16 protein-coding genes and 1 pseudogene are annotated in these 18,386 nt (G+C 64.6%); 8 read left to right on the plus strand and 9 right to left on the minus strand.

Translation table 11 applies throughout. The features are described from left to right. The 4 genes from HMPREF1023_RS02205 to HMPREF1023_RS02220 form a co-directional block, all read right to left on the minus strand. Positions 1–214: RsmD family RNA methyltransferase (locus HMPREF1023_RS02205; protein WP_009304516.1), on the minus strand; the 214-nt coding region annotated here is incomplete at its 3' end. A 6-nt stretch (positions 215–220) separates the two neighbouring features. Continuing rightward, positions 221–2,425: an ATP-dependent DNA helicase RecG gene (locus tag HMPREF1023_RS02210; RefSeq protein WP_009304517.1), complete on the minus strand. Its 2,205-nt coding sequence runs from the start codon at positions 2,423–2,425 to the stop codon at positions 221–223. Further along, on the minus strand, positions 2,418–4,052 hold the full coding sequence (locus tag HMPREF1023_RS02215) for a DAK2 domain-containing protein (protein WP_009304518.1): 1,635 nt from the start codon (positions 4,050–4,052) through the stop codon (positions 2,418–2,420). Before HMPREF1023_RS02215 ends, HMPREF1023_RS02210 begins: the two co-directional genes overlap by 8 nt. Before the next feature lie 90 nt (positions 4,053–4,142). Next, positions 4,143–4,490, minus strand: coding sequence for an Asp23/Gls24 family envelope stress response protein (locus HMPREF1023_RS02220; RefSeq protein ID WP_009304519.1), 348 nt, complete (start codon positions 4,488–4,490; stop codon positions 4,143–4,145). Between the two features lie 221 nt (positions 4,491–4,711). On the opposite strand from HMPREF1023_RS02220, the gene rpmB reads away from it, so the two are divergent. Next, a complete protein-coding gene (gene rpmB, locus HMPREF1023_RS02225) occupies positions 4,712–4,903 on the plus strand; it encodes a 50S ribosomal protein L28 (protein ID WP_009304520.1) in 192 nt (63 codons plus the stop codon). A gap of 110 nt (positions 4,904–5,013) precedes the next feature. On the opposite strand, the gene HMPREF1023_RS02230 is transcribed toward rpmB, so the two are convergent. The 5 genes from HMPREF1023_RS02230 to rpe are packed head-to-tail and all read right to left on the minus strand — an operon-like array spanning position 5,014 to position 9,519. Beyond that, on the minus strand, positions 5,014–5,733 hold the full coding sequence (locus HMPREF1023_RS02230; protein WP_009304521.1) for a zinc ribbon domain-containing protein: 720 nt from the start codon (positions 5,731–5,733) through the stop codon (positions 5,014–5,016). Between the two features lie 49 nt (positions 5,734–5,782). Further along, on the minus strand, positions 5,783–6,688 hold the full coding sequence (locus HMPREF1023_RS02235; protein ID WP_009304522.1) for a Nif3-like dinuclear metal center hexameric protein: 906 nt from the start codon (positions 6,686–6,688) through the stop codon (positions 5,783–5,785). A gap of 46 nt (positions 6,689–6,734) precedes the next feature. Further along, complete coding sequence (locus tag HMPREF1023_RS02240) at positions 6,735–7,544, minus strand: histidinol-phosphatase HisJ family protein (RefSeq protein ID WP_009304523.1); 810 nt, start codon at positions 7,542–7,544, stop codon at positions 6,735–6,737. A 56-nt stretch (positions 7,545–7,600) separates the two neighbouring features. Then, positions 7,601–8,806 carry a cysteine desulfurase family protein gene (locus HMPREF1023_RS02245; protein ID WP_009304524.1) on the minus strand — a complete coding sequence of 402 codons (1,206 nt, stop codon included), beginning with the start codon at positions 8,804–8,806 and terminating at the stop codon, positions 7,601–7,603. A 5-nt stretch (positions 8,807–8,811) separates the two neighbouring features. After that, complete coding sequence (gene rpe, locus HMPREF1023_RS02250; protein WP_009304525.1) at positions 8,812–9,519, minus strand: ribulose-phosphate 3-epimerase; 708 nt, start codon at positions 9,517–9,519, stop codon at positions 8,812–8,814. A gap of 234 nt (positions 9,520–9,753) precedes the next feature. On the opposite strand from rpe, the gene HMPREF1023_RS02255 reads away from it, so the two are divergent. From HMPREF1023_RS02255 to HMPREF1023_RS15885, 7 genes and pseudogenes are all read left to right on the plus strand, one after another. Continuing rightward, entirely contained in the window at positions 9,754–10,095 is a 342-nt protein-coding gene (locus tag HMPREF1023_RS02255) for an Hpt domain-containing protein (protein ID WP_227110112.1), read from the plus strand. 4 nt (positions 10,096–10,099) lie between these two features. Further along, positions 10,100–12,205, plus strand: coding sequence for a diguanylate cyclase (locus HMPREF1023_RS02260; RefSeq protein WP_009304527.1), 2,106 nt, complete (start codon positions 10,100–10,102; stop codon positions 12,203–12,205). Beyond that, positions 12,202–14,343: an ATP-binding protein gene (locus HMPREF1023_RS02265; protein ID WP_009304528.1), complete on the plus strand. Its 2,142-nt coding sequence runs from the start codon at positions 12,202–12,204 to the stop codon at positions 14,341–14,343. The genes HMPREF1023_RS02260 and HMPREF1023_RS02265 overlap by 4 nt, the downstream gene beginning before the upstream one ends. Beyond that, positions 14,340–16,196, plus strand: coding sequence for an extracellular solute-binding protein (locus tag HMPREF1023_RS02270; RefSeq protein ID WP_009304529.1), 1,857 nt, complete (start codon positions 14,340–14,342; stop codon positions 16,194–16,196). The genes HMPREF1023_RS02265 and HMPREF1023_RS02270 overlap by 4 nt, the downstream gene beginning before the upstream one ends. A 164-nt stretch (positions 16,197–16,360) precedes the next feature. Further along, on the plus strand, positions 16,361–16,840 hold the full coding sequence (locus HMPREF1023_RS02275) for a methylated-DNA--[protein]-cysteine S-methyltransferase (RefSeq protein WP_009304530.1): 480 nt from the start codon (positions 16,361–16,363) through the stop codon (positions 16,838–16,840). Positions 16,841–16,969: 129 nt separating this feature from the next. Further along, positions 16,970–17,812, plus strand: a pseudogene (locus tag HMPREF1023_RS15880) (VanZ family protein); the annotation flags it as partial. 415 nt (positions 17,813–18,227) lie between these two features. Then, positions 18,228–18,386, plus strand: a 159-nt coding sequence (locus tag HMPREF1023_RS15885; RefSeq protein ID WP_232228691.1) for an NAD(P)H-hydrate epimerase, incomplete at its 3' end; no start/stop codon positions are given.

An 18,386-nucleotide genomic window follows, 5' to 3' on the forward strand; every position in this document is an offset into this window, starting at 1 on the left:
ACTGGACGCTGCGCGCCCCGCGGCTGAGCGCCTCCAGGCCGAGCGCGCCCGACCCTGCGAACGCGTCGAGCACCACCGCGTCGTCGAATCCGCCGCGCGCGCTGTGCACCGTGCTCATCATGGCCTCGCGCACGCGGTCGGTGGTGGGGCGGGTGCCCTCCCCCTTCGGCGCCTTGAGCGTGCGCCCGCGAAACTCGCCTGCGATGATCCTCATTGCGTATCAGCCTCCTTGCGCCACGTGGTCGTTGGCGTACACGATGCGCACCTCGCGCGCAAGCGCGCGGTGCGCGGGCAGTTCCAGGTTCGGATCCTCTTCCAGGATGGCCGCCGCGTCGGCGTGCGCGGCCTCGATCACCGCGCCGTCGCGCATGACGTTCACCAGCTTGAGGCCCGACGCGCCGTGCTGCCGGTTGCCCAGGATATCGCCCTCGCGGCGCAGCGACAAGTCGTAGCTGGCCAGCTCGAAGCCGTCGTCGGTGTCGACCATCGCGGACAGGCGCGTAAGGGCGGCGTCGGACTTCGAGGCCGACACGAGATGCACCTCGGCGGCTTTCTCGCCGCGGCCGACGCGGCCGCGCAGCTGGTGCAGCTGCGACAATCCGAAGCGGTCGGCGTCTTCAACGATCATGACCGTGGCGTTGGGCACGTCCACACCCACCTCGATAACCGTCGTGGCCACGAGCACTTGCGTCTCGTTGTCGCGGAAGCGCTGCATGACGGCCTGCTTCTCGGAAGCGGGCATGCGCCCGTGCAAAAGCTCGACCCGATAATCGGCGAACACGGTTCCCTGCAAGTAGGACGCCTCTTTCGCGGCGGCCGCCACGTCGTCGCCCTCCAGGTCGTCATCGGTCTCGATGCTGATGGCGGCGTACTCGTAGGCCTCCTCGTCCGCCTCGCGCCGCCGTCCGCCGCTTCCGCCGTCCGCCGCCTTCGCGTCGCGCTCGCCGCTATCCTGGCCGATGAGGGGGCACACCACGTACACCTGCTCGCCGCGCGCGAGCGCCGCGCGGGCGGCGTCGTAGGCATGGCCGCGGTCGGCCTTCTGATGCACGAACGTGGCGCGCTGCGCCGCGTCGTGCGGTCGGTGCTTGAGGTAGGACAAGGTCAGGTTGCCGAACAGCGCCAGCGCCAGCGAGCGCGGGATGGGCGTGGCCGTGAGGTACAGCGCGTCGGGCGCATCGCCCTTCGCCAGCAGCTTGGCGCGCTGCTCCACGCCGAAGCGCTGCTGCTCGTCGATGACCACGAGGCTGAGCCGCCTGGGCGCCACATCGTCCTCGAGCAGCGCGTGCGTGCCGATGAGCACGTCCACCGAGCCCTCCGCCACGCGCGCGAGGACGGCCTCGCGTTCGGCCGAGGGCGTGGAGCCGGTCAGCACCGCCCAGGAGATGCCGGCGGCATCGAACAGCGGCCCCAGACTCTTGCCGTGCTGGCGCGCGAGCACCTCGGTGGGAGCCATGAGCAGAGCCTGCGCACCCGTGTCCGCGGCCGCCGCGAGCGCGAAGGCGGCGACGACGGTCTTGCCGGTGCCCACGTCGCCCAGCAGCAGGTGGTTCGCCGTTTGCGGCGCAGCGAGGGCGGCGAGGATGTCGCGCTTGGCCTCCTCCTGCTCGTCGGTAAGCCGGAAGGGCACCGCCTCGGCGAGCGCCGCCATGCGCGGCCCGTCCACCGCGTGGACGACCGGTTCGCACCCGTCCGTGCGCTCGCGCGACTCGCGCATGAGCATCAGCTCGAGCAGCAGCAGCTCCTCGTACACGAGGCGGCGGCGCGCCTCGGCCACTTCGTCCATCGCATGCGGGAAGTGGATGCACGACAGCGCCGCGCCGCGGCTCATCAGGCGGTACTTCGCACGCAGCTCGAGCGGCAGCGGATCATGCAGCCCGCATACGGCCTCCAACGCGTTTCCCACGAGCCGTCGCATCCACGCAGCGGATATCTTCTCGCAAGCGGGATGCACGGGGATGATCATGCCCTCGGCCGCCCCTTCGCCGTCGAGGACTTCCAGATACGGGTTCGTCATGCGCTTGAAGCCGTAGTTGAATTCCAGCTTGCCCGCCACCGCGATGCGCATGCCGGGCTTCACCTGGTCCATGAGCCATGGCTGACGAAAGCACGTCACCATGAGCACGCCCGTGCCGTCCACGAGCGACAGCTCAACGAGCGTGAGGCGCGGCTTGGGCTTCTTGAGCTTGATCTCGTGCACCGCGCCTTCGACGGTGCACTGCTCGCCGATGACCCCAGCGGCCACGGTTGCCTTGCGCGAGAGGTCGATGTAGCGCCGCGGGAAGTGCGTGGCCAGGTCGCGCACCGTGCGGATGCCGAGCCCGTCGAGCGCGCGAGCGCGCGCCGGGCTCACCAAACGAACGCGCCCGACCGATTCGTCGAGCGCGAGCGTTGCTGCAAGTCTGTCGGGCCGGTCGTTATTCAACGGACATGACCACCGGGTACAAGGGCTGGTCGCCGCGGTGGGCGTCGATCTCGAGGTCGTCGTAGGCATCCTCGATGCGCGCGATCAGCGCGTCGAAGGCGTCATCCCCCATATCCTCGCCCGCCAGGATGGTGAGCGTGTCGGCGTCTTCGGCCTCCATCGTGCCGAGCAGCGCCATGACCACGTCCTCGGTCGTGGAGCCCACGGCCTCGATGGCCCCGTCGGCGATGCCGATGACGTCGCCCTCCTTGATGGGGTTGTCGTGCGCGTCCTTGGAATCCTTGATTGCCACGGTCACCTCGCCGGTCTTCACGTCGGCGTAGGCCTCGGTCATCGACTCGACGTTCTCTTCGAGGCTGGCGCCCTCGTCGAAACCGAACAGGGCGGCGAACGCCTCGGGCACGCTTCTCGTGGGAACCACGGCGCACGGCGTCTCGGCCAGCTCGCAGGCGCTCTGGGCGGCCATGATGATGTTCTTGTTGTTGGGCAGGATGATGACGGCGTCGGCGTTCACCTGACCCGCCGCATCAAGCAGGTCCTTCGTGGACGGGTTCATGGTCTGCCCGCCGGACACCACCACGTCCACGCCCAGGCTCTTGAGGATCTTCGCGTTGCCCTCGCCCGCGGCCACGGCCACGAATCCGAGCGGCTTGGGCGCCTCCCCCTGCTCGGCGGCCAGCGCGTCGGTGCGCGCGGCGCTCTGCTGCTGCATGTTGTGGATGTGCACCTCGGAGATCTGCGCATCGTGCGTGAGGAACCAGCCCAGCACCTGGTCGGGGCGGTTCGAGTGCACGTGCACCTTGAAGTTGGGGTGCATGCCCACCATGAGGTCGCAGTCGCCCATCGTGGGCAGGAAGTCCTTGGCCGCGTCCACGTCCACCGTGTCGGAATGCACGAGGAACTCGGTGCAGTAGCGGTACGCCGACCCCTCCCAGTCGTTGATCTGCTCGATCTCCACCTTCGGCGCCGTGCCGCGCGCGAACGCCAGCTCGTCCACCATGGGGCCTTCCTTGCCCAGCAGCGCTGAGACGAACGCGTCGAAGAAGATGGCCAGGCCGAAGCCGCCCGCGTCCACCACGCCGTTCTCCTTGAGCACGGGCAGCAGGTCGGGCGTGCGCTGCACGGAGGCGTAGGCCTCCTCCACCACGTAGGCCAGCGCCTCGTCGCAGCCCATCTTCTTCTTACGGGCGTGCTTCGCGGCGGCGGCGCTGTCGCGCAGCACGGTGAGGATGGTGCCCTCGACCGGCTTGCGGACGGCCTGGAACGCCACTTCCTGCGATTTCGCGAACGCCGCGTCGATGCTGTCGGCGTTCAGCTCGTCATGGCCTACGCTGCCCTCGCACAGGCCGCGCAAAATTTGCGAGGTAATGACACCGGAGTTTCCGCGTGCGCCCATGAGCGCGCCGGTCGTGATCGCCTTGCGAATTTCCGCGCCGGCCGCCCCGATGGGCAGGTTGGCCAGGTTCTCGACGACCGTCTCCAGCGTCAGCGACATGTTCGTGCCCGTGTCGCCGTCGGGCACCGGGAACACGTTCAGACGGTTGATCTCGTCCTTGCGCTCGCTCAGGGTCTTGCTCGCGACGGCGATGGCGTTGAGCAGGTCGTTCGCGGTATAGGGTTCTGGCATGCTGATCTATTCTCCTTAAACGTTATGCCGCAGAGCGCCTTCGCCCCTCTCTCCGGGCGGGCAGCGGCTCATCATGGCAGGGAGGACGCGCTACTTGCGCACCTTCACGCCCTGCACGTGCACCTCGACGCCGTCGAGCGGAACGCGAGCGTACTCGCTCAACGCGAACGTCACTTGGTCGACGAGGTTCTGCGACACCGTGTTGATGTTCGTGCCGTACTCGATGACGACGTACAGCTCCACGTGCACGCCGACCTCCGTAGTGGTGACCACCACGCCGCGGCGCAGGCGGGACGCGGGGAGGATCTTCGCGATGCCGTCGGCGGCGTTCGGGGCGGCCATGCCCACGACGCCGTAGCACTCGAGCGCTGCATTGCCGACCATGTCGGCCAGTACGTCATTGGCAACGTGGAGGTTGCCCGCTATCGTATCGTTCATGGCATTCCTTTCACGGCGCGGGGGTGCCGCGCACGACAAAAAACCTGCTAACGCAGTATAGCGCAAGGGCTTGCCGCTGTGCGGCGCGCCTGGTAGCAGGCGAAAGTATACTACACGAAAAATTCTTGTAACCCTTTTCGTTTATGTGCTATAGTGTGAGGGCTTTTTTGTCATCAACGGTTTTTGCCGATGAGTACCCAACGTACATGGAGTGATGAACGATGTCGAAGATTTGTGAAGTTTGCGGTAAGGCGCCGAGCGCAGGACGCAACGTCAGCCACTCGCACCGCGTGACGAACCGCTGGTTCCGTCCGAACATTCAGCGCGTGACCATCAAGGACAAAGAGGGTCACGTCCGCAAGGCCAACGTCTGCACGAAGTGCATGAAGGCCGGCAAGGTCGAGCGCGCATAGCACGTCCGCCGGCCGATGAGGCCGGCCAACAAGCCGACATTGAAAAGCCCGCTCGCGCGGGCTTTTTGTCGTTCTCTCGATGGGCGCGAGCAGGGCCCGCGCCGTATCCCCTACTCCAGGATGAGCAGCCTTCCGCACTGAGGGCACGGAGCCACGTTGCCCTGGCCCTTCATGTCGATGAGGCGGCCGCCCTCGATGGCCATGCGGCACACGCCGCAATTCGAGCCTTGCAAGCGTCCCACGGCCACGCCGCCCGTGCGCGCGGCCGTTTTCTTATAGGCGTCAAGCAGGTCGGCGGGCAACGAGGACGCCAGCATCGCTCGTTCGGCCTCGATGCACGCGAGCGCGTCTTTGAGCGCGCCGCCTTCCTTCACGAACGCCGCCGTGGCCTCGGCCTCCTGGCGCTCCAAGCTCTCTAACGCCGATGCCACCTGCGCCTGCACGCCTTCGATCTTCGCCAGCTCGTCGCCGACGGCGGTCAGGTCGGCTTCCAGCGTGTTGCGGCGCTTCGCGAAGCCGTTGAGCTCCTTCGTGCGCGCCTCCACGCCGCGGTAGTCGCCGCGCACCGCGTCGATCTCGCTCTGCACCTGACGCTGCTTCTCGGAAAGCGAGCGATCCTCGTCGTCGATACGCGAAAGCTGCGCGTCGGCTTTCGCATGGAGCGCGTCGAGCTGGGCTCGCTTCTGCTCGATCGCCTTCTTCTTCGAGCGCGCTTCCAGGATGACGGCGCGCTGGGGAAGCTCTTCGAGCTTCTTCTTGTCGCGCATGGCTTCCAGGTCGAGATGCTGCATCTTCAGCAGCGTGGCAAGATCGTCGGTGTCTACGTGCATGCGCATCCTTTGTTCGAACGGAGCGCCGCCGCTGCGACGCTCCTTAGCATTATACCCGTACCGTTTCAGGGTACGACCAGTTATCTCCCTGATCGAGCACCGTCACCAGATCACCGGGAATTCCTGCGTTTTCCACCGCAGCAGCCAGCACGGCTGCGAGCGGCAGCTCGCTGGTGTCATGACCGAGATCGACGACGGCCAAGCCCGCCTGGGAGAGCTCGAGCGCATCATGGTACTTGATCTCGCCGCACACGAGGCAGTCCACCTGCGCCCGCAGACACGCGCGGCCCAGATCGCCGGCCGACCCCGTGCAGGTGACCACGCGGTCGAGCTCGCGAGGGAAGTCGCCCCATACGCGCGGCGCCCGGCCGAACACCGAGGTGCAGCGCGCGGCCAGCTGTCCCAGCGTGAGCCCGTCGTCCTCGCCGAGGGTGCACAGCTGACCGTAGCCCTTCTCGCGCGACCCGGGAATGGGATCGAGCACCTGCTGAAACGTCAGGCTCAGCATGCCGGGCAGCACGCGTTGCGCCCGCACGCTCACGTCGAGCGCCGTATGGTACGACAGGATGGATACGCCGCGCTCGACCGCGCGCCACACGCCCGCGCCCGGATTGGCCGCCACCGAGGAGGCCGGCATGAAGGAGGCGGGCGGCGCGAGGAACGCCGGATGATGAGTGACCAGCACGTTCGCACCCATGTTCGCAGCCGCCTCGATAGCTTCGACCGTCGGGTCGAGCGCGACGGCCACACCCGTGATCAGGCGCGCCGGATCGCCCACCGACATGCCGGTGCGATCCCACGGCTCGGCGTCGGCAGCCGGAAACTCGGCCAGCAGCGCGCGCTCGAGCGCGCCGGTGGTGACCGCCGTGACAGGCTTGGAAAGCAACCCCGACGCACGGCGCGCCAAACCTTCCCGACCCTTGGAATCCTTCTGGTTCTTCTTCGCTGCAACCATGGCGCGGCTCCTTCGCTCGTGTTCGAACTAGACTTTCGATCCCACGTTACTCGATAGCGATGGCCCGACGGTCGCCGTCGGCTGTCGGGACCGTTACCGTTCTATAACCCGCCTCGTACATAAGGCGATAGGCTTTCTCGATGTCGCGCGCGACGTTGGCGGGCACGTGCGCGTCGGTGCCCACCGTGCAGGGCACGCCGGCGCGGCAGAACGCGGCCAGCAGCGCCGGCGCGGGGAACATCTCCTTGCAGGCGTAGTAGGATCCCGACGTGTTCACCTCCACCATGCGTCCGGCCGCGGCGCACGCCTCGGCAGCCTGCTCGTACAACGGCTGCGGGTCGAAGCTGGGGTAGAACCCGAACTTCTTCGCCAGATCGGGATGCGACATCACGTGGAAGGGCGCGTCGGAGGACACGGCCTCGCACCACACTTCGAAGTAGCGCCGCCAGATAAGATCGGCGCCCACCTCGTCCCAGCGGCCGCGCTGGGCGGGGTCGTCGAAAGGCCAGCGGTCGACGAGATGCACCGAGCCCAAGATCAGCTGGAACGGCGCGACGTCCTCCGCCGTGATGACGCGGTCCTCGTCGTCTCCCAGCCAGTCCATCTCGCAGCCGACCAGCACCTCGATCTCGGGATGCGCCTCGCGCGCGGCCTCGACGGCGGCCAGGTACTCCCCCATCCGCTCGGCCGGCATCGACAGGTAGCGGTCGGGGTCGAACGTCGCGGTCATCGGATAGTGCTCGGTGACCGCGATGGTGGAGACGCCCGCCGCGACGGCGGCGGACACGAGCTCTTCCACCGTGCCCTCACCGTGGTTGGTGAAGCAGGTGTGGGTGTGCGTGGTGATCAATTCCATAGGCTCAGCGCTCCTCGACGCTCATCGACGCGACCAAGCTCGCGCGTCCTCGATCCTCAGTTCCAGTTCAGGCTCTTCTCCATGGCGACCGCGAAGGCTTCGACATCGGCTTCGTCGGTGTAGCGCCCCATCGAGATGCGCAGGGCGCCGTGCGCGCGGTCGGCGTCGATGCCGAGGGAACGCAGCACGTGGCTGGGTTCCAGCGAGTGCGACGAGCAGGCAGACCCGCCCGACACGCCGAAGCCCTGCATGTCGAAGCGAAGGATGAGCGTTTCGCTTTCCAAACCGTCCACCAGCACATGCACGATGTTCGGAAGGAAATCCTCGCTGCCCGGCGCAACGTCCACGGTGGCCTCCACCGCGTCGATGGCGCCCAGCCGCTCGTACAGCCTGTCGCGCAGAACCCGCAGGCGAGCCGCCTCCGCCTCCTGCATCGCGGTCGCCGCATGCACGGCTGCCGCGAACCCGACGATGCCGGCCACGTTCTGCGTGCCGCTGCGCCGGCCTCCTTCCTGGCCGCCGCCAATAGCGTAGGCATGAAACGGCGTGCGGGCGCGCAGATACAGCGCGCCGGCGCCTTTGGGGCCGCCCACCTTATGAGCCGAGAAGGACGCGGCGTCCACGTCGAGCTCCTGCAGGTTCACGCGAGCTTTCCCCAGCGCCTGCACGGCATCGGTGTGGAACAGCGCGGCATGATCGTGCGCGACACGGGCGAGATCGGCGATGGGCTGGATGCTGCCGACTTCGCTGTTGGCGGCCTGCACCGACACGAGCACCGTATCGGCGTCGAGCGCCGCCTCCAACGCGCGCTCCTCGATGAAGCCCTGACGGTTCGGGGCGAGCCGCGTGACGCGGAAACCCTGCGATTCCAGACGCTTCGCGGGCGCCAGCACAGCGTCGTGCTCGACCGCGGTGACCACGACGTGCGGGACGAAATCCCCTGCTCCGCGCCGACGGCGCTCGTCCGCGGCGGCCTGCGCGATGCCCAGCAGGGCCGCGTCGTCGGCCTCGGTGGCGCCGCTGGTGAACACGATCTCGTCGGGACGACGCGCGCCGAGGTCGCGCGCGATGGATCGGCGCGCTTCCTCGAGCGCGGCGAACGCGGCACGGCCGGGCCCGTGGAGCGAATTCGCGTTGCCGCCGACCGCGAGGTTCGCGCGGCCGGGCACCTGATAAGGGGCCATGGCCTCGGCGGCCTCCTCGCATAAGGGCGCCGTCGCGGCGTAGTCGAGGTACACGTAGTCGTTCGGCACGGACGCCATTGCGCTTACGCCTCCTTCGACACGGCCAGCGCCGCCAGGCGCGCCTCCTCGGCCGCCGCCTGCACCGCCGCGAGCGCGGCGGCAGGATCCTCGGCCGCGAAAACGGCGTTTCCGCACACGAGCACGTCGGCTCCGGCTGCGGCCACGATAGGAGCCGTGACCTCCCCGATGCCGCCGTCCACCTGGATGAGCGGAGAGGCGCCCACCGCACGCGCCATCTCGGTGATGCGCGTCACCTTAGCCTCGCTGCCCTCGATGTAGCTCTGCCCGGAGAATCCCGGCTCTACGCTCATGACCAGCACCATGTCCAGATCGGCAAGCACCGGCGCCAGCGCGCCGACCGCCGTGCGGGGCTTGACGCTGACGGCCGCCTTCGCCCCCGCCGCATGAATGGCCGCGACGGCGCGCGCCAGCCCGTCGGCGTCGAGCGCCTCGGCATGCACGGTCACCGAGTCCGCTCCTGCATCGAGGAACCAAGGCAGCTGCTCCAGCGGGTTCGCTATCATGAGATGCACGTCGAGCGGCAGGCTCGTGGCCTTCTTCAGCTGCTTGACGACGGGCACGCCCATCGTGAGGTTCGGCACGAAATGGCCGTCCATGACGTCGACGTGGACGTATCCTGCGCCCGCTTTCTCGATCAGCTCGATGTCGCGACCGAGATGCATGAAATCGGCCGACAGAATGGATGGCGCTATTTTCACCGGTTCGAACATGCTCGTGTCCTTCCTCATCGTCGTTGCGCCCATTCTAGCGCAAGGTCCGCTCCCGCCGCGACGTTGCCCCGAGCGATGGAGGAAAACAACGTATTTAAAGGTATTTGAATCCAATCCACTCAAGATTTCAGATGGAGCCCGTTTTGTTTTACAGTAAAATAATCAGCACGTTATCCAATCAATACGAAGGCGGGGCGAGCGAGCGAAATGACGTCGGAAAGCCTTTACGCTCACATGGACGCCGACTACTCCGAAGCGCTTCGCAGGATCGGCGGGAACGAGCGCATGGTGAAATACCTGCGCATCATGAGACGGGACCCTTCTTTCGACGATCTGTGCGAAGCCGTCGAAAACCAAGACTACCAAGCCGCCTTTCGCGCGGCGCACGCCATCAAAGGGGCATCGCTCAACTTAGGGCTGACAAAGCTTGCAGACTGCTCGTCCAAACTCACGGAAGCCTTGCGCTCGCAGGAGCCCAACGAAGCTATCGCGCCTTTGTTCAAGGAAACCAAGCAAGTTTATCAAGAGGCGATCGCCCGCATCGACGCCCTGCCGGACGACGCCGAGGAAAGATAGGGCCATGAAGGACCGCAACCTTGCTCTGATCGTGGACGATTCCGAACTGAACCGCTCCATGCTGGCCGACATCCTGTCCGACGAGTACGACATCATAGAAGCCGAAAACGGACTGGAGGCCATCTCGCAGTTTGAAAAGCACCAGTTCGATATCTCCCTCGTGCTGCTCGACATCGTGATGCCCGAAATGGATGGCTTCGAAGTGCTCGCCATCATGAGCAAGAACAAGTGGATCGAACGCGTCCCCGTCATCATCATCTCCGCGGAAAGCTCTTCCTCGTACATAGACAACGCCTACGACCTAGGCGCCACCGAATTCATCAGCCGACCCTTCGACCCCAAGACCGTGCAACGGCGCGCGTCGAACACCGTGATGCTGTACTCCAAGCAGAACATGCTGGAGAACATGGTGACCGAGCAGATGCTCGATAAGGAGAAGAGCAACCTTATCATGGTGGAGCTGCTGAGCCATATCGTCGAGTTCCGCAACGGCGAAAGCGGCATGCACGTGCTCAACATCCGCTCCATCACCAAGATGCTGCTCACCCAGCTGTGCCGCACGTCCGACCGCTACGCATCCATCCGATCGAAGATATCGCTGATCGCCAACGCCTCCTCCTTGCACGACATCGGCAAGATCTCGGTGCCCGAGCATATCCTGAACAATCCCGGTTCCCTCTCGGCCGACGAGTGGGTCGTCATGAAGGCCCACAGCATGGCAGGCGCCAACATCTTGGAGAGCACCCGCTACTACCCAGACGAGGAGCTGGTGCGGGTGGCGCGCGACATTTGCCGATGGCACCACGAGCGCTACGACGGAGGCGGATACCCCGACGCTCTGGTAGGAGAGCAGATCCCAATAGAGGCCCAGGTGGTTGCGCTGGCGGATGTATACGACGCCCTGACCCACAAGCGGGTGTACAAAGAAGCCATCTCGCACGAAGAATCGATGCGCATGATCCTCAACGGCGAATGCGGGGCGTTCAATCCGCTGCTTTTGCAGTGCTTGGTGGACATCGCCCCTCAGCTGAAGAGCGAAATGGATATGAAATCGCTCGGCCGCATCACGAAGGAGGACATGCTCGACATCACGCGCAGCATGATGCAAACAGGCGACGTCTCCAACCGAACGCTGGCCCTTTTGGAGCAAGAGCGAACAAAATACCAGTTCTTCGCCCATTTGTCTCAGGAAATCCAATTCGAATACAACGTGAAAACCGATCTATTGATGCTGTCCGAATGGGGTGCGGAAATGTTGGGGCTGTCCAGCATCATCCCGAACCCGCTCGGGCACGTCCGCCTTCACCAGATCATCATGCGGGAAGATTTGCTCAGCTTGCGCGACCTCATCCTTTCCGCGACCCCCGACAACCCCAACGTGAGCTCGAGCTACCTGCTCCACGTCAACAACCAAAAGCGCTGGCATAAGATCCTCGCACGCCCTCTTTGGCTGGGAAACGACGAAGAGGCCCTGACCGGCTTCATCGGCAAATGCGTGGACGTGCATGAAGAGCAGCTGAAGCTCGACAGCCTCGTGCGCCAAGCGAGCACCGACCCGCTCACGGGCATGTTCCATCGGGAAGCCGCCCGGCAGGCCATCCTGCCGCAGCTCGAACGGGATGAGCACGACGAAAAGCGATTCGCGCTCATGCTGTTCGACTTGGACCAGTTCAAGGCGGCGAACGACAGCTACGGTCACCTGTTCGGCGACAAAATCCTGAAGCAGATGGCGCTGCGCGTGCAGCGCAGCGTCCGCGAATCGGACGTCACCGCCCGCATCGGCGGAGACGAGTTCCTCGTCTTCATCGAATACGAGGAAGACCCCTGCGCGGCTTGCAAGCGGGTTTTCGAATCGCTTGCAAGCTCGAGCGACGAATACCCCATGACCGTCAGCATGGGCGTCGCCCTGTTCCCCGCGCACGCAACCCGCTACGACGATTTGTTCCACCGCGCGGACCAGGCGCTCTACGCGGCCAAGCAGCTCGGACGGGACCGCTGCTGCTTCTACGAGGACTCGATGGCCGGGCTCCTGTCCGTGCTTTCGGAGATCTGCCGCCAGGATCAGGAGCCGGAACCGGAGCTGGAAACCCTTGAAGGGCCCCGCGGATGACGAAGCGGAAAGACGGCTCGTCGCTGGCGGAGGCCCCCGTCTGGCTCAAAGCGGTAAGCGGGCTGCTCTTGGCGATGCTGCTGGTCTCGGTTTTCGCCTTCGCGGGAACGTACAGCAACCTCAACCAGTCGATCAACGAGGAGCGTGTCGAGTCCGTGCAGCAGATCGGCAGCCTGATCTCGAAGAAGCTCGAGCTGCTCAAGCAAGGCCACGAGAAGGACGCCGAAATGTCGGCGCGTTTCCTCACGCACTCCGGCGCGATCACCATGGAGGAGGTGAAGAGCCTCCTCGGCGACTCGAACGAGACGTACCTGCTTGCCGAGGACGGGAGGTGCTTGTCGCTTGAAGGGCAGGCCATCGTCATATCGAGCACCATGCTCACCGAGAACATCCATACCTGGGAAGACGTGAAATCCGAGTTCTGCACCGTGCAAAGCAAAGGCGATTTCTGGGTGTTCGCGGCACCCGTCGAAGGCGTCGTCGTCGACGGCATGCCCGTCGCGGGCCTTCTGAAAGTGGTGGATGCCCAGCAATACGCCGACGTGGCCATCCTCCCCATCTTCAACGGCCAGGGAGCATCGTATGTCGTGGACGAGAACGGCGTGATCCTGCTGAGGCCTTCGGATTCCCAAGCCAACAAGAGCTTCGAAAGCCACAACATCGTGCAGATCCTCGAAAAGGAGCACGTTGATCAAGCTGTGGTGGACACGCTGAGATCTTCCCTGAAAAACTGCACGGAAGCTCAATTCCTCATGAGCTTCCAAGGCGACACGTGGCTTCTGCAAAGCTTCCCCGACGGCGAGGGCCGCAACATCGTCATGGCCATCCCCGTTTCGAGAACCGCTCAAAAGACCTTCGAGGGCATGCAGAGCGTCATCGGGCTGGTTGCGGTCATCGTGCTGATAGTCGCGATGCTTTCGATCAGCTGGATGTACTACTTCGTAAGCAGGAACCAGAAAGTCAAGATAGAGAGCGCGCGCGTGAACCTGAAGAGCGACTTCTTGACCAAGATGTCGCATGACATACGCACGCCGCTCAACGCCATCATGGGATCCAACGAATTGGCGCTGCGTTCCATAGACGATTCAAAGACCCTGAAAAAGCACCTGGAAACCTCGAGGAAATCCGGGGAGTACCTGCTCTCCATCATCAACGACATGCTGGATCTGAGCCGCATAGAAAGCGGAAAGATGGCCATGGCGAACCGCCCGTTCGCACTGCCCGATCTTCTGGATTCCATCATCGTTTTGCAAAGCGGTCCTGCCGAGAAGAAGGGCGTGGTGCTCAAGGAGTCTTCGCGCCATCTTGTTCACGAGTGCTTCCTCGGCGACGACACCAGAATCAAGCAATGTTTGGTCAACCTGGTTTCGAACGCGGTGAAATTCACGCCCGAGCAAGGAACCGTCCTGGTTTCTTGCGAAGAGCTCGCGCAGGAAGGGTCGGATTCGCGCATACGGTTCACCGTGAAGGACACCGGCATCGGCATGAGCGAGTCATTCATGAAAAGGCTGTTCGAGCCGTTCGAGCAAGAGCAATCATCCCTCACCTCCACCCAAATCGGCAGCGGATTGGGGCTTCCCATCGTGCACAACCTGGTGAGCCTGATGGGCGGTACCGTGCACGTCGAAAGCGCACAGGACGCAGGCACTACCTTCGTGGTGGAGATACCGTTGAAGCCGCTCGACGAGCCATGCCGCCCCGCAGACGACCGCGATTCGGAAACCCCGAGACCGGACTACAGCGGCACGTGCATCCTGCTGGCGGAGGACAACGAGATGAACCGCGAGATCATCGTCGATCTGCTCTCCGACTTCGGCGTCGACGTGGAAACGGCATGCAACGGCGCCGAAGCCCTCGAGAAGGTCACCTCCTCCGAGCCCGGACGCTACGCGCTCGTGCTCATGGACATCCAGATGCCCGTCATGAACGGTCTTGAAGCCGCATCCGCCATCAGGGCGTCGGGCCACCCCGACGCGGCGCGCCTTCCCATCATCGCGCTTTCGGCAGGCGCATTCGAAGAGGACGTGCAGCGTTCCCTGCACCATGGCATGCAGGATCATTTGTCCAAACCGATGAATCTCGACGATGTTCGCGACGTATTCCATCGCTTTATAGACCAACAGGAGGAACCGCAATGAAAACCCGGGCACGCATCTTTATAGCGGCTTTGACCGCCATGGCCACGATGGCGGGGCTGGCCTCATGCGCGCACTCGCAACCGGAACCCGGCTACCCCATCTGCACGGAAAACGAGATCGTGACCTACGAGCCGACGGACACGACCAAGACCGTCATCACCATAGGTCGCTACACCATATTCAATTCGGAGCCGTTGCAAAAGGCCTTGAGCGAGCGCATACCCGAGGCGAGCTTCGCCTTCGTCGACGCCCCCGGCACCAACGACGTGAGGGCGTACGTCAAAGAGCAGGCTGAACGAAACGACCTGCCCGATTTGGTTTTCAGCGGCATGCGCGTGGGGTCGGGCGAATACGCGTACGATCTGTCCGCGGAAGGGTTCACGGGCCGCTACAACCTTTCGTCGCTTGAAAAGCTGAGCGTTGACGGAACATTGCGGCAACTGCCCATCAACAGCTCCGTAAAGGGCATCTTCTACAACAAAACGCTCTTCGAGGAGCACGGCTGGGAAATCCCGGCAACCCTTACCGAGTTCTACGACCTTTGCGATGCCATCACAGCCGAAGGCATCCGTCCCTTCGTCCCCTGCCTGAAATATTCCGTGCAAGACGTTGGCTTGGGTCTGACCAGCCGTGAGCTGTTCGGCACCGCGAAAAAACGCGCTTGGTACGACGATGTGGTCAACAAAGAAGCCTCGTGTGAGGGGCTGCTTGAACCGTACTACGAGGTTCTCAAGCAGCTCTACGATCGAGGGATCGTGGTGGAAAGCGATTTCACGTCGAGCCTCACCCAAATCCGCCAGATCATGTATGCCGGAGAGATCGCTATGATCCCCGGCGATCTGTCGATGTACAGCTTGTACGAACAGGAAAAACCCGATTGCGAGATCGACTTCATAGGATTTCCGACCGACACGCCCAACGAGCGATGGATGCAGATGTCTCTGGGCGTGAACATGATGGCCTCCCAAAAGTCCATGGAGAACCCGGAGAAGAAGCGCATCCTGCTTGACGCGCTGGACTTCCTGAGCACTGACGAGGGGCAGGCCGTCCTGTTCGAGTGCTTCAGCGGCATAAGCAACGTCAAATCGTACCAACAGAACATTCGACCCGAGTTCTGGGACGTGAAGAACTGCCTTGACGCAGGCTCCATTTACTTCGCCGACAGAGTCGGTATGACGTCCGATTTCGAAACCGCATTCGAATGGATGCGCGGCAACATGACCATGCAGGAAATCATAGAGGCGACCGACGACTTCGCACCCTGCAATCTGTACGAATCGATGGAGACCCCCGTCATCGGAAAAGCGGCCGAGGATTTCACCGTGCTGGAGACCAGCAACCTCATAGCGGACGCCATGCGCGACGCCTCCGGTGCCGACGTAGCGCTGCTGGTCAACAACTACTATTACAAAGGGAATTCCGGAAAGCTCTATCAAGGGGACATCTCCCTGGCCGACCGCTTCAACCTGCGCAGCGTCACGACCGACGATGTCCTGACGACATACGAGATCAGCGGAGCGGATCTGAAAAAGCTCATGGAGCATCCGAAGATCGGCGGCGAAGAGATCAACGCGACGTACGCGCTCTCGGGTCTCAAGATGGAATACGCGCCCTGGCGCGCCGCCGACCAGAACGTGCTGAGCCTGACGCTGCCCGACGGAACCGAAATCTCCGACGACGCGCAGTACACGGTGGCCGCCTGGGCCGGATCGATCGACGAGTCGTACATCGGATCCATCTTGGAAGCGCATGCTGATGTGGGAACGAACGTCGATTTGATGACCGCGTATTTGGACCGCGTTGGCGAGGTTTCCCCTGCAAAAGATGGGCGCATCACGCTGATCTGGGACTGAACCGGCCAAAGAGCGACTCGCTTCACCAATGTGCAAGGCCTGCTCCCGCCGCGACGCTGTCCCGAGCGCTGGAGGAAAACAACATGATGACGGCGAGGGCCGACCGCCTCCCCGCGATGCGGCGTGCTGCATTATAATGGGATTCCCCTCTGGAAGAAGGCTCCATGGCTGCACGCGTTGGCACGCATTACGCATATCGGACGCCGCACGGCCTCGTCACCATCGCCACGAGCGATCGCGGCGTCACCCGGGTCGTCTTCGGCGACGCACCGCTTCCGGGCGAGCGACGCCCGAGCGAGCTGGCGAACCGCACGGCCACCGAGCTGCTGGAGTACTTCGCCGGAAAAAGACGCGCGTTCGACGTGCCCTTGGCACCCGCAGGCACCCCGTTCCAGCTGGCCGTGTGGCGCGAGCTGGAACGCATCCCTTACGGGGAGACGCTCACCACCGCCGACGTCGCCGCCCTTCTGGACAAGCCGTCGTCGTACCGCGCGGTGGGCAACGCCGTGCACAAGAACCCGCTGGCGGTGCTCGTGCCCGATCACCGCATCGTGGGAGCGGGCGGCGCGCCCCTCGGCGCGAACGCACGGCTGCGCGGCGCGCTGTTGGCCTTGGAGCGCGCGAGCGCGGGCGAAGGCAGCTGACCTCTCCCCCGCTTCCCGCTTCCCGACCTATACCCGAAAGGCGCTTGCCGCATGAACGTCTACGTCTCCAACATCCTGTTCGCCGCGCTCTCGTTTCCGCTGATCGCCTTCTTCATCACCCTTCCCTACATGATCTACCAGTACCGCAGGTTCGGCTCTATACCCTGGCTGCGCACGCTTGTGGTGTACTCGTTCGCGTTCTACCTCTTATGCGCGTACTTCCTCGTGCTGCTGCCGTTGCCCGAAGACCGCTCGGCCGTCGTGCCCTACGCGCAGACGCCGCAGCTCGTGCCGCTCAACTTCGTGCGCGGGTTCCTGGCCGAAACGACGTTCTCGCTGAGCGATCCGTCCACCTGGCTGGCCGCGCTGCGCGACCCGTACGTCTACGAGGCGTTCTTCAACGTGCTGCTGCTGGTGCCGCTGGGCATGTACCTGCGCTACTATTTCCGCCGCACGTGGTGGCAGACGCTCGCCATCGGTTTTCTGGTGACGCTGTCGTTCGAGACGACCCAGCTCACCGGGCTCTGGGGCCTCTACGAGCATCCGTACCGCCTGTTCGACGTCGACGACCTCATGCTGAACACGCTGGGAGCGATGATCGGATTCTGGACGGTTGGGCCCGCGATGCGCGTGCTGCCCGACATCCGGCTCGTGAACGAGGAGGCGCGCGAGGCGGGCATGCGCGCCAGCGTGACGAAGCGCGCGCTGTCGTTCTTCATCGATCTGGCGATCACCCTGGCTGCGGCCGGGGCGGCGACGGCCGCAGCCGAAGCGCTGGGCGCTCGCGCAGCCGTCGAGGCCGCCGGCGCGAGCTGGGGCACGGCGGTGCAGGTCGCGGACGCGGTATCGTTCGCAGCGTTCTTCGCGCTGGTTCCTGCACTCACCCGCGGGCAGACGCTGGCGCAGAAGCTGCTGAGGCTACGCATCGTGAGGACGGACGCGACCCCGGCGCACTGGTACCAGTACCTCGCACGTTACGGGCTGTTGGCGTTGTTCGGCTGGGCGCCGTTCGCGCTGCTGTTCGGCGTGCTGGACCTCGACGCGGCACAGGTCGGCGAGATGAACGCTCTCGCGGCGTTCGCCGCCGAACACCGGGCGGCCGTCGTAGGAGCGTGGACGGCCTTCATGACGGCCTGGGCCGTGTCGCTGGCCGTGCGCGCCGTGCAAGCCGGCGCGAGGAAGCGGTCGTTCGTCATGCTGAACGGCGTGCTGTCGGGAACGCGCGTCATGACGGAGGCCGGCGTGGAGCTGGCGCGCGAGCGCCGCGGCGTGCTCGACGTCGACGAGGTGGCCGCGCTCGAGCGTGCCGTGGCCGAGGACGGCACGCCCCTTGCCGAGCTCAGTGGACCGGGCGGGGCGGGCCGTAGCCGACGAGGTGCGCGCCTGGGTGCCCGACCCGGCGCCGGTCGTGGTGCTTTCGGGATCGGGCAACAACGGCGGCGACGGGTGGGTGGCGGCCCGCGTGCTGGCGGAGGCCGGCTACCCCGTGACGCTGGTCGCCCCCGACCTGGCCGAGCGCCTGCATGCCGAACCGGCGCGCTCCACG

This window comes from Eggerthella sp. 1_3_56FAA, assembly GCF_000185625.1.
Lineage (GTDB): Bacteria > Actinomycetota > Coriobacteriia > Coriobacteriales > Eggerthellaceae > Eggerthella > Eggerthella lenta.

Coding starts and splice junctions, on each gene's coding strand:
- HMPREF1023_RS02270 (WP_009304529.1), top strand. CDS start 14,340: ATGAAAACCCGGGCACGCATCTTTATAGCGGCTTTGACCGCCATGGCC.
- rpmB (WP_009304520.1), top strand. CDS start 4,712: ATGTCGAAGATTTGTGAAGTTTGCGGTAAGGCGCCGAGCGCAGGACGC.
- HMPREF1023_RS02240 (WP_009304523.1), bottom strand. CDS start 7,544: ATGGAATTGATCACCACGCACACCCACACCTGCTTCACCAACCACGGT.
- HMPREF1023_RS02245 (WP_009304524.1), bottom strand. CDS start 8,806: ATGGCGTCCGTGCCGAACGACTACGTGTACCTCGACTACGCCGCGACG.
- HMPREF1023_RS02215 (WP_009304518.1), bottom strand. CDS start 4,052: ATGCCAGAACCCTATACCGCGAACGACCTGCTCAACGCCATCGCCGTC.
- HMPREF1023_RS02235 (WP_009304522.1), bottom strand. CDS start 6,688: ATGGTTGCAGCGAAGAAGAACCAGAAGGATTCCAAGGGTCGGGAAGGT.
- HMPREF1023_RS02220 (WP_009304519.1), bottom strand. CDS start 4,490: ATGAACGATACGATAGCGGGCAACCTCCACGTTGCCAATGACGTACTG.
- HMPREF1023_RS02275 (WP_009304530.1), top strand. CDS start 16,361: ATGGCTGCACGCGTTGGCACGCATTACGCATATCGGACGCCGCACGGC.
- HMPREF1023_RS02265 (WP_009304528.1), top strand. CDS start 12,202: ATGACGAAGCGGAAAGACGGCTCGTCGCTGGCGGAGGCCCCCGTCTGG.
- HMPREF1023_RS02260 (WP_009304527.1), top strand. CDS start 10,100: ATGAAGGACCGCAACCTTGCTCTGATCGTGGACGATTCCGAACTGAAC.
- HMPREF1023_RS02255 (WP_227110112.1), top strand. CDS start 9,754: ATGGACGCCGACTACTCCGAAGCGCTTCGCAGGATCGGCGGGAACGAG.
- rpe (WP_009304525.1), bottom strand. CDS start 9,519: ATGTTCGAACCGGTGAAAATAGCGCCATCCATTCTGTCGGCCGATTTC.
- HMPREF1023_RS02230 (WP_009304521.1), bottom strand. CDS start 5,733: ATGCACGTAGACACCGACGATCTTGCCACGCTGCTGAAGATGCAGCAT.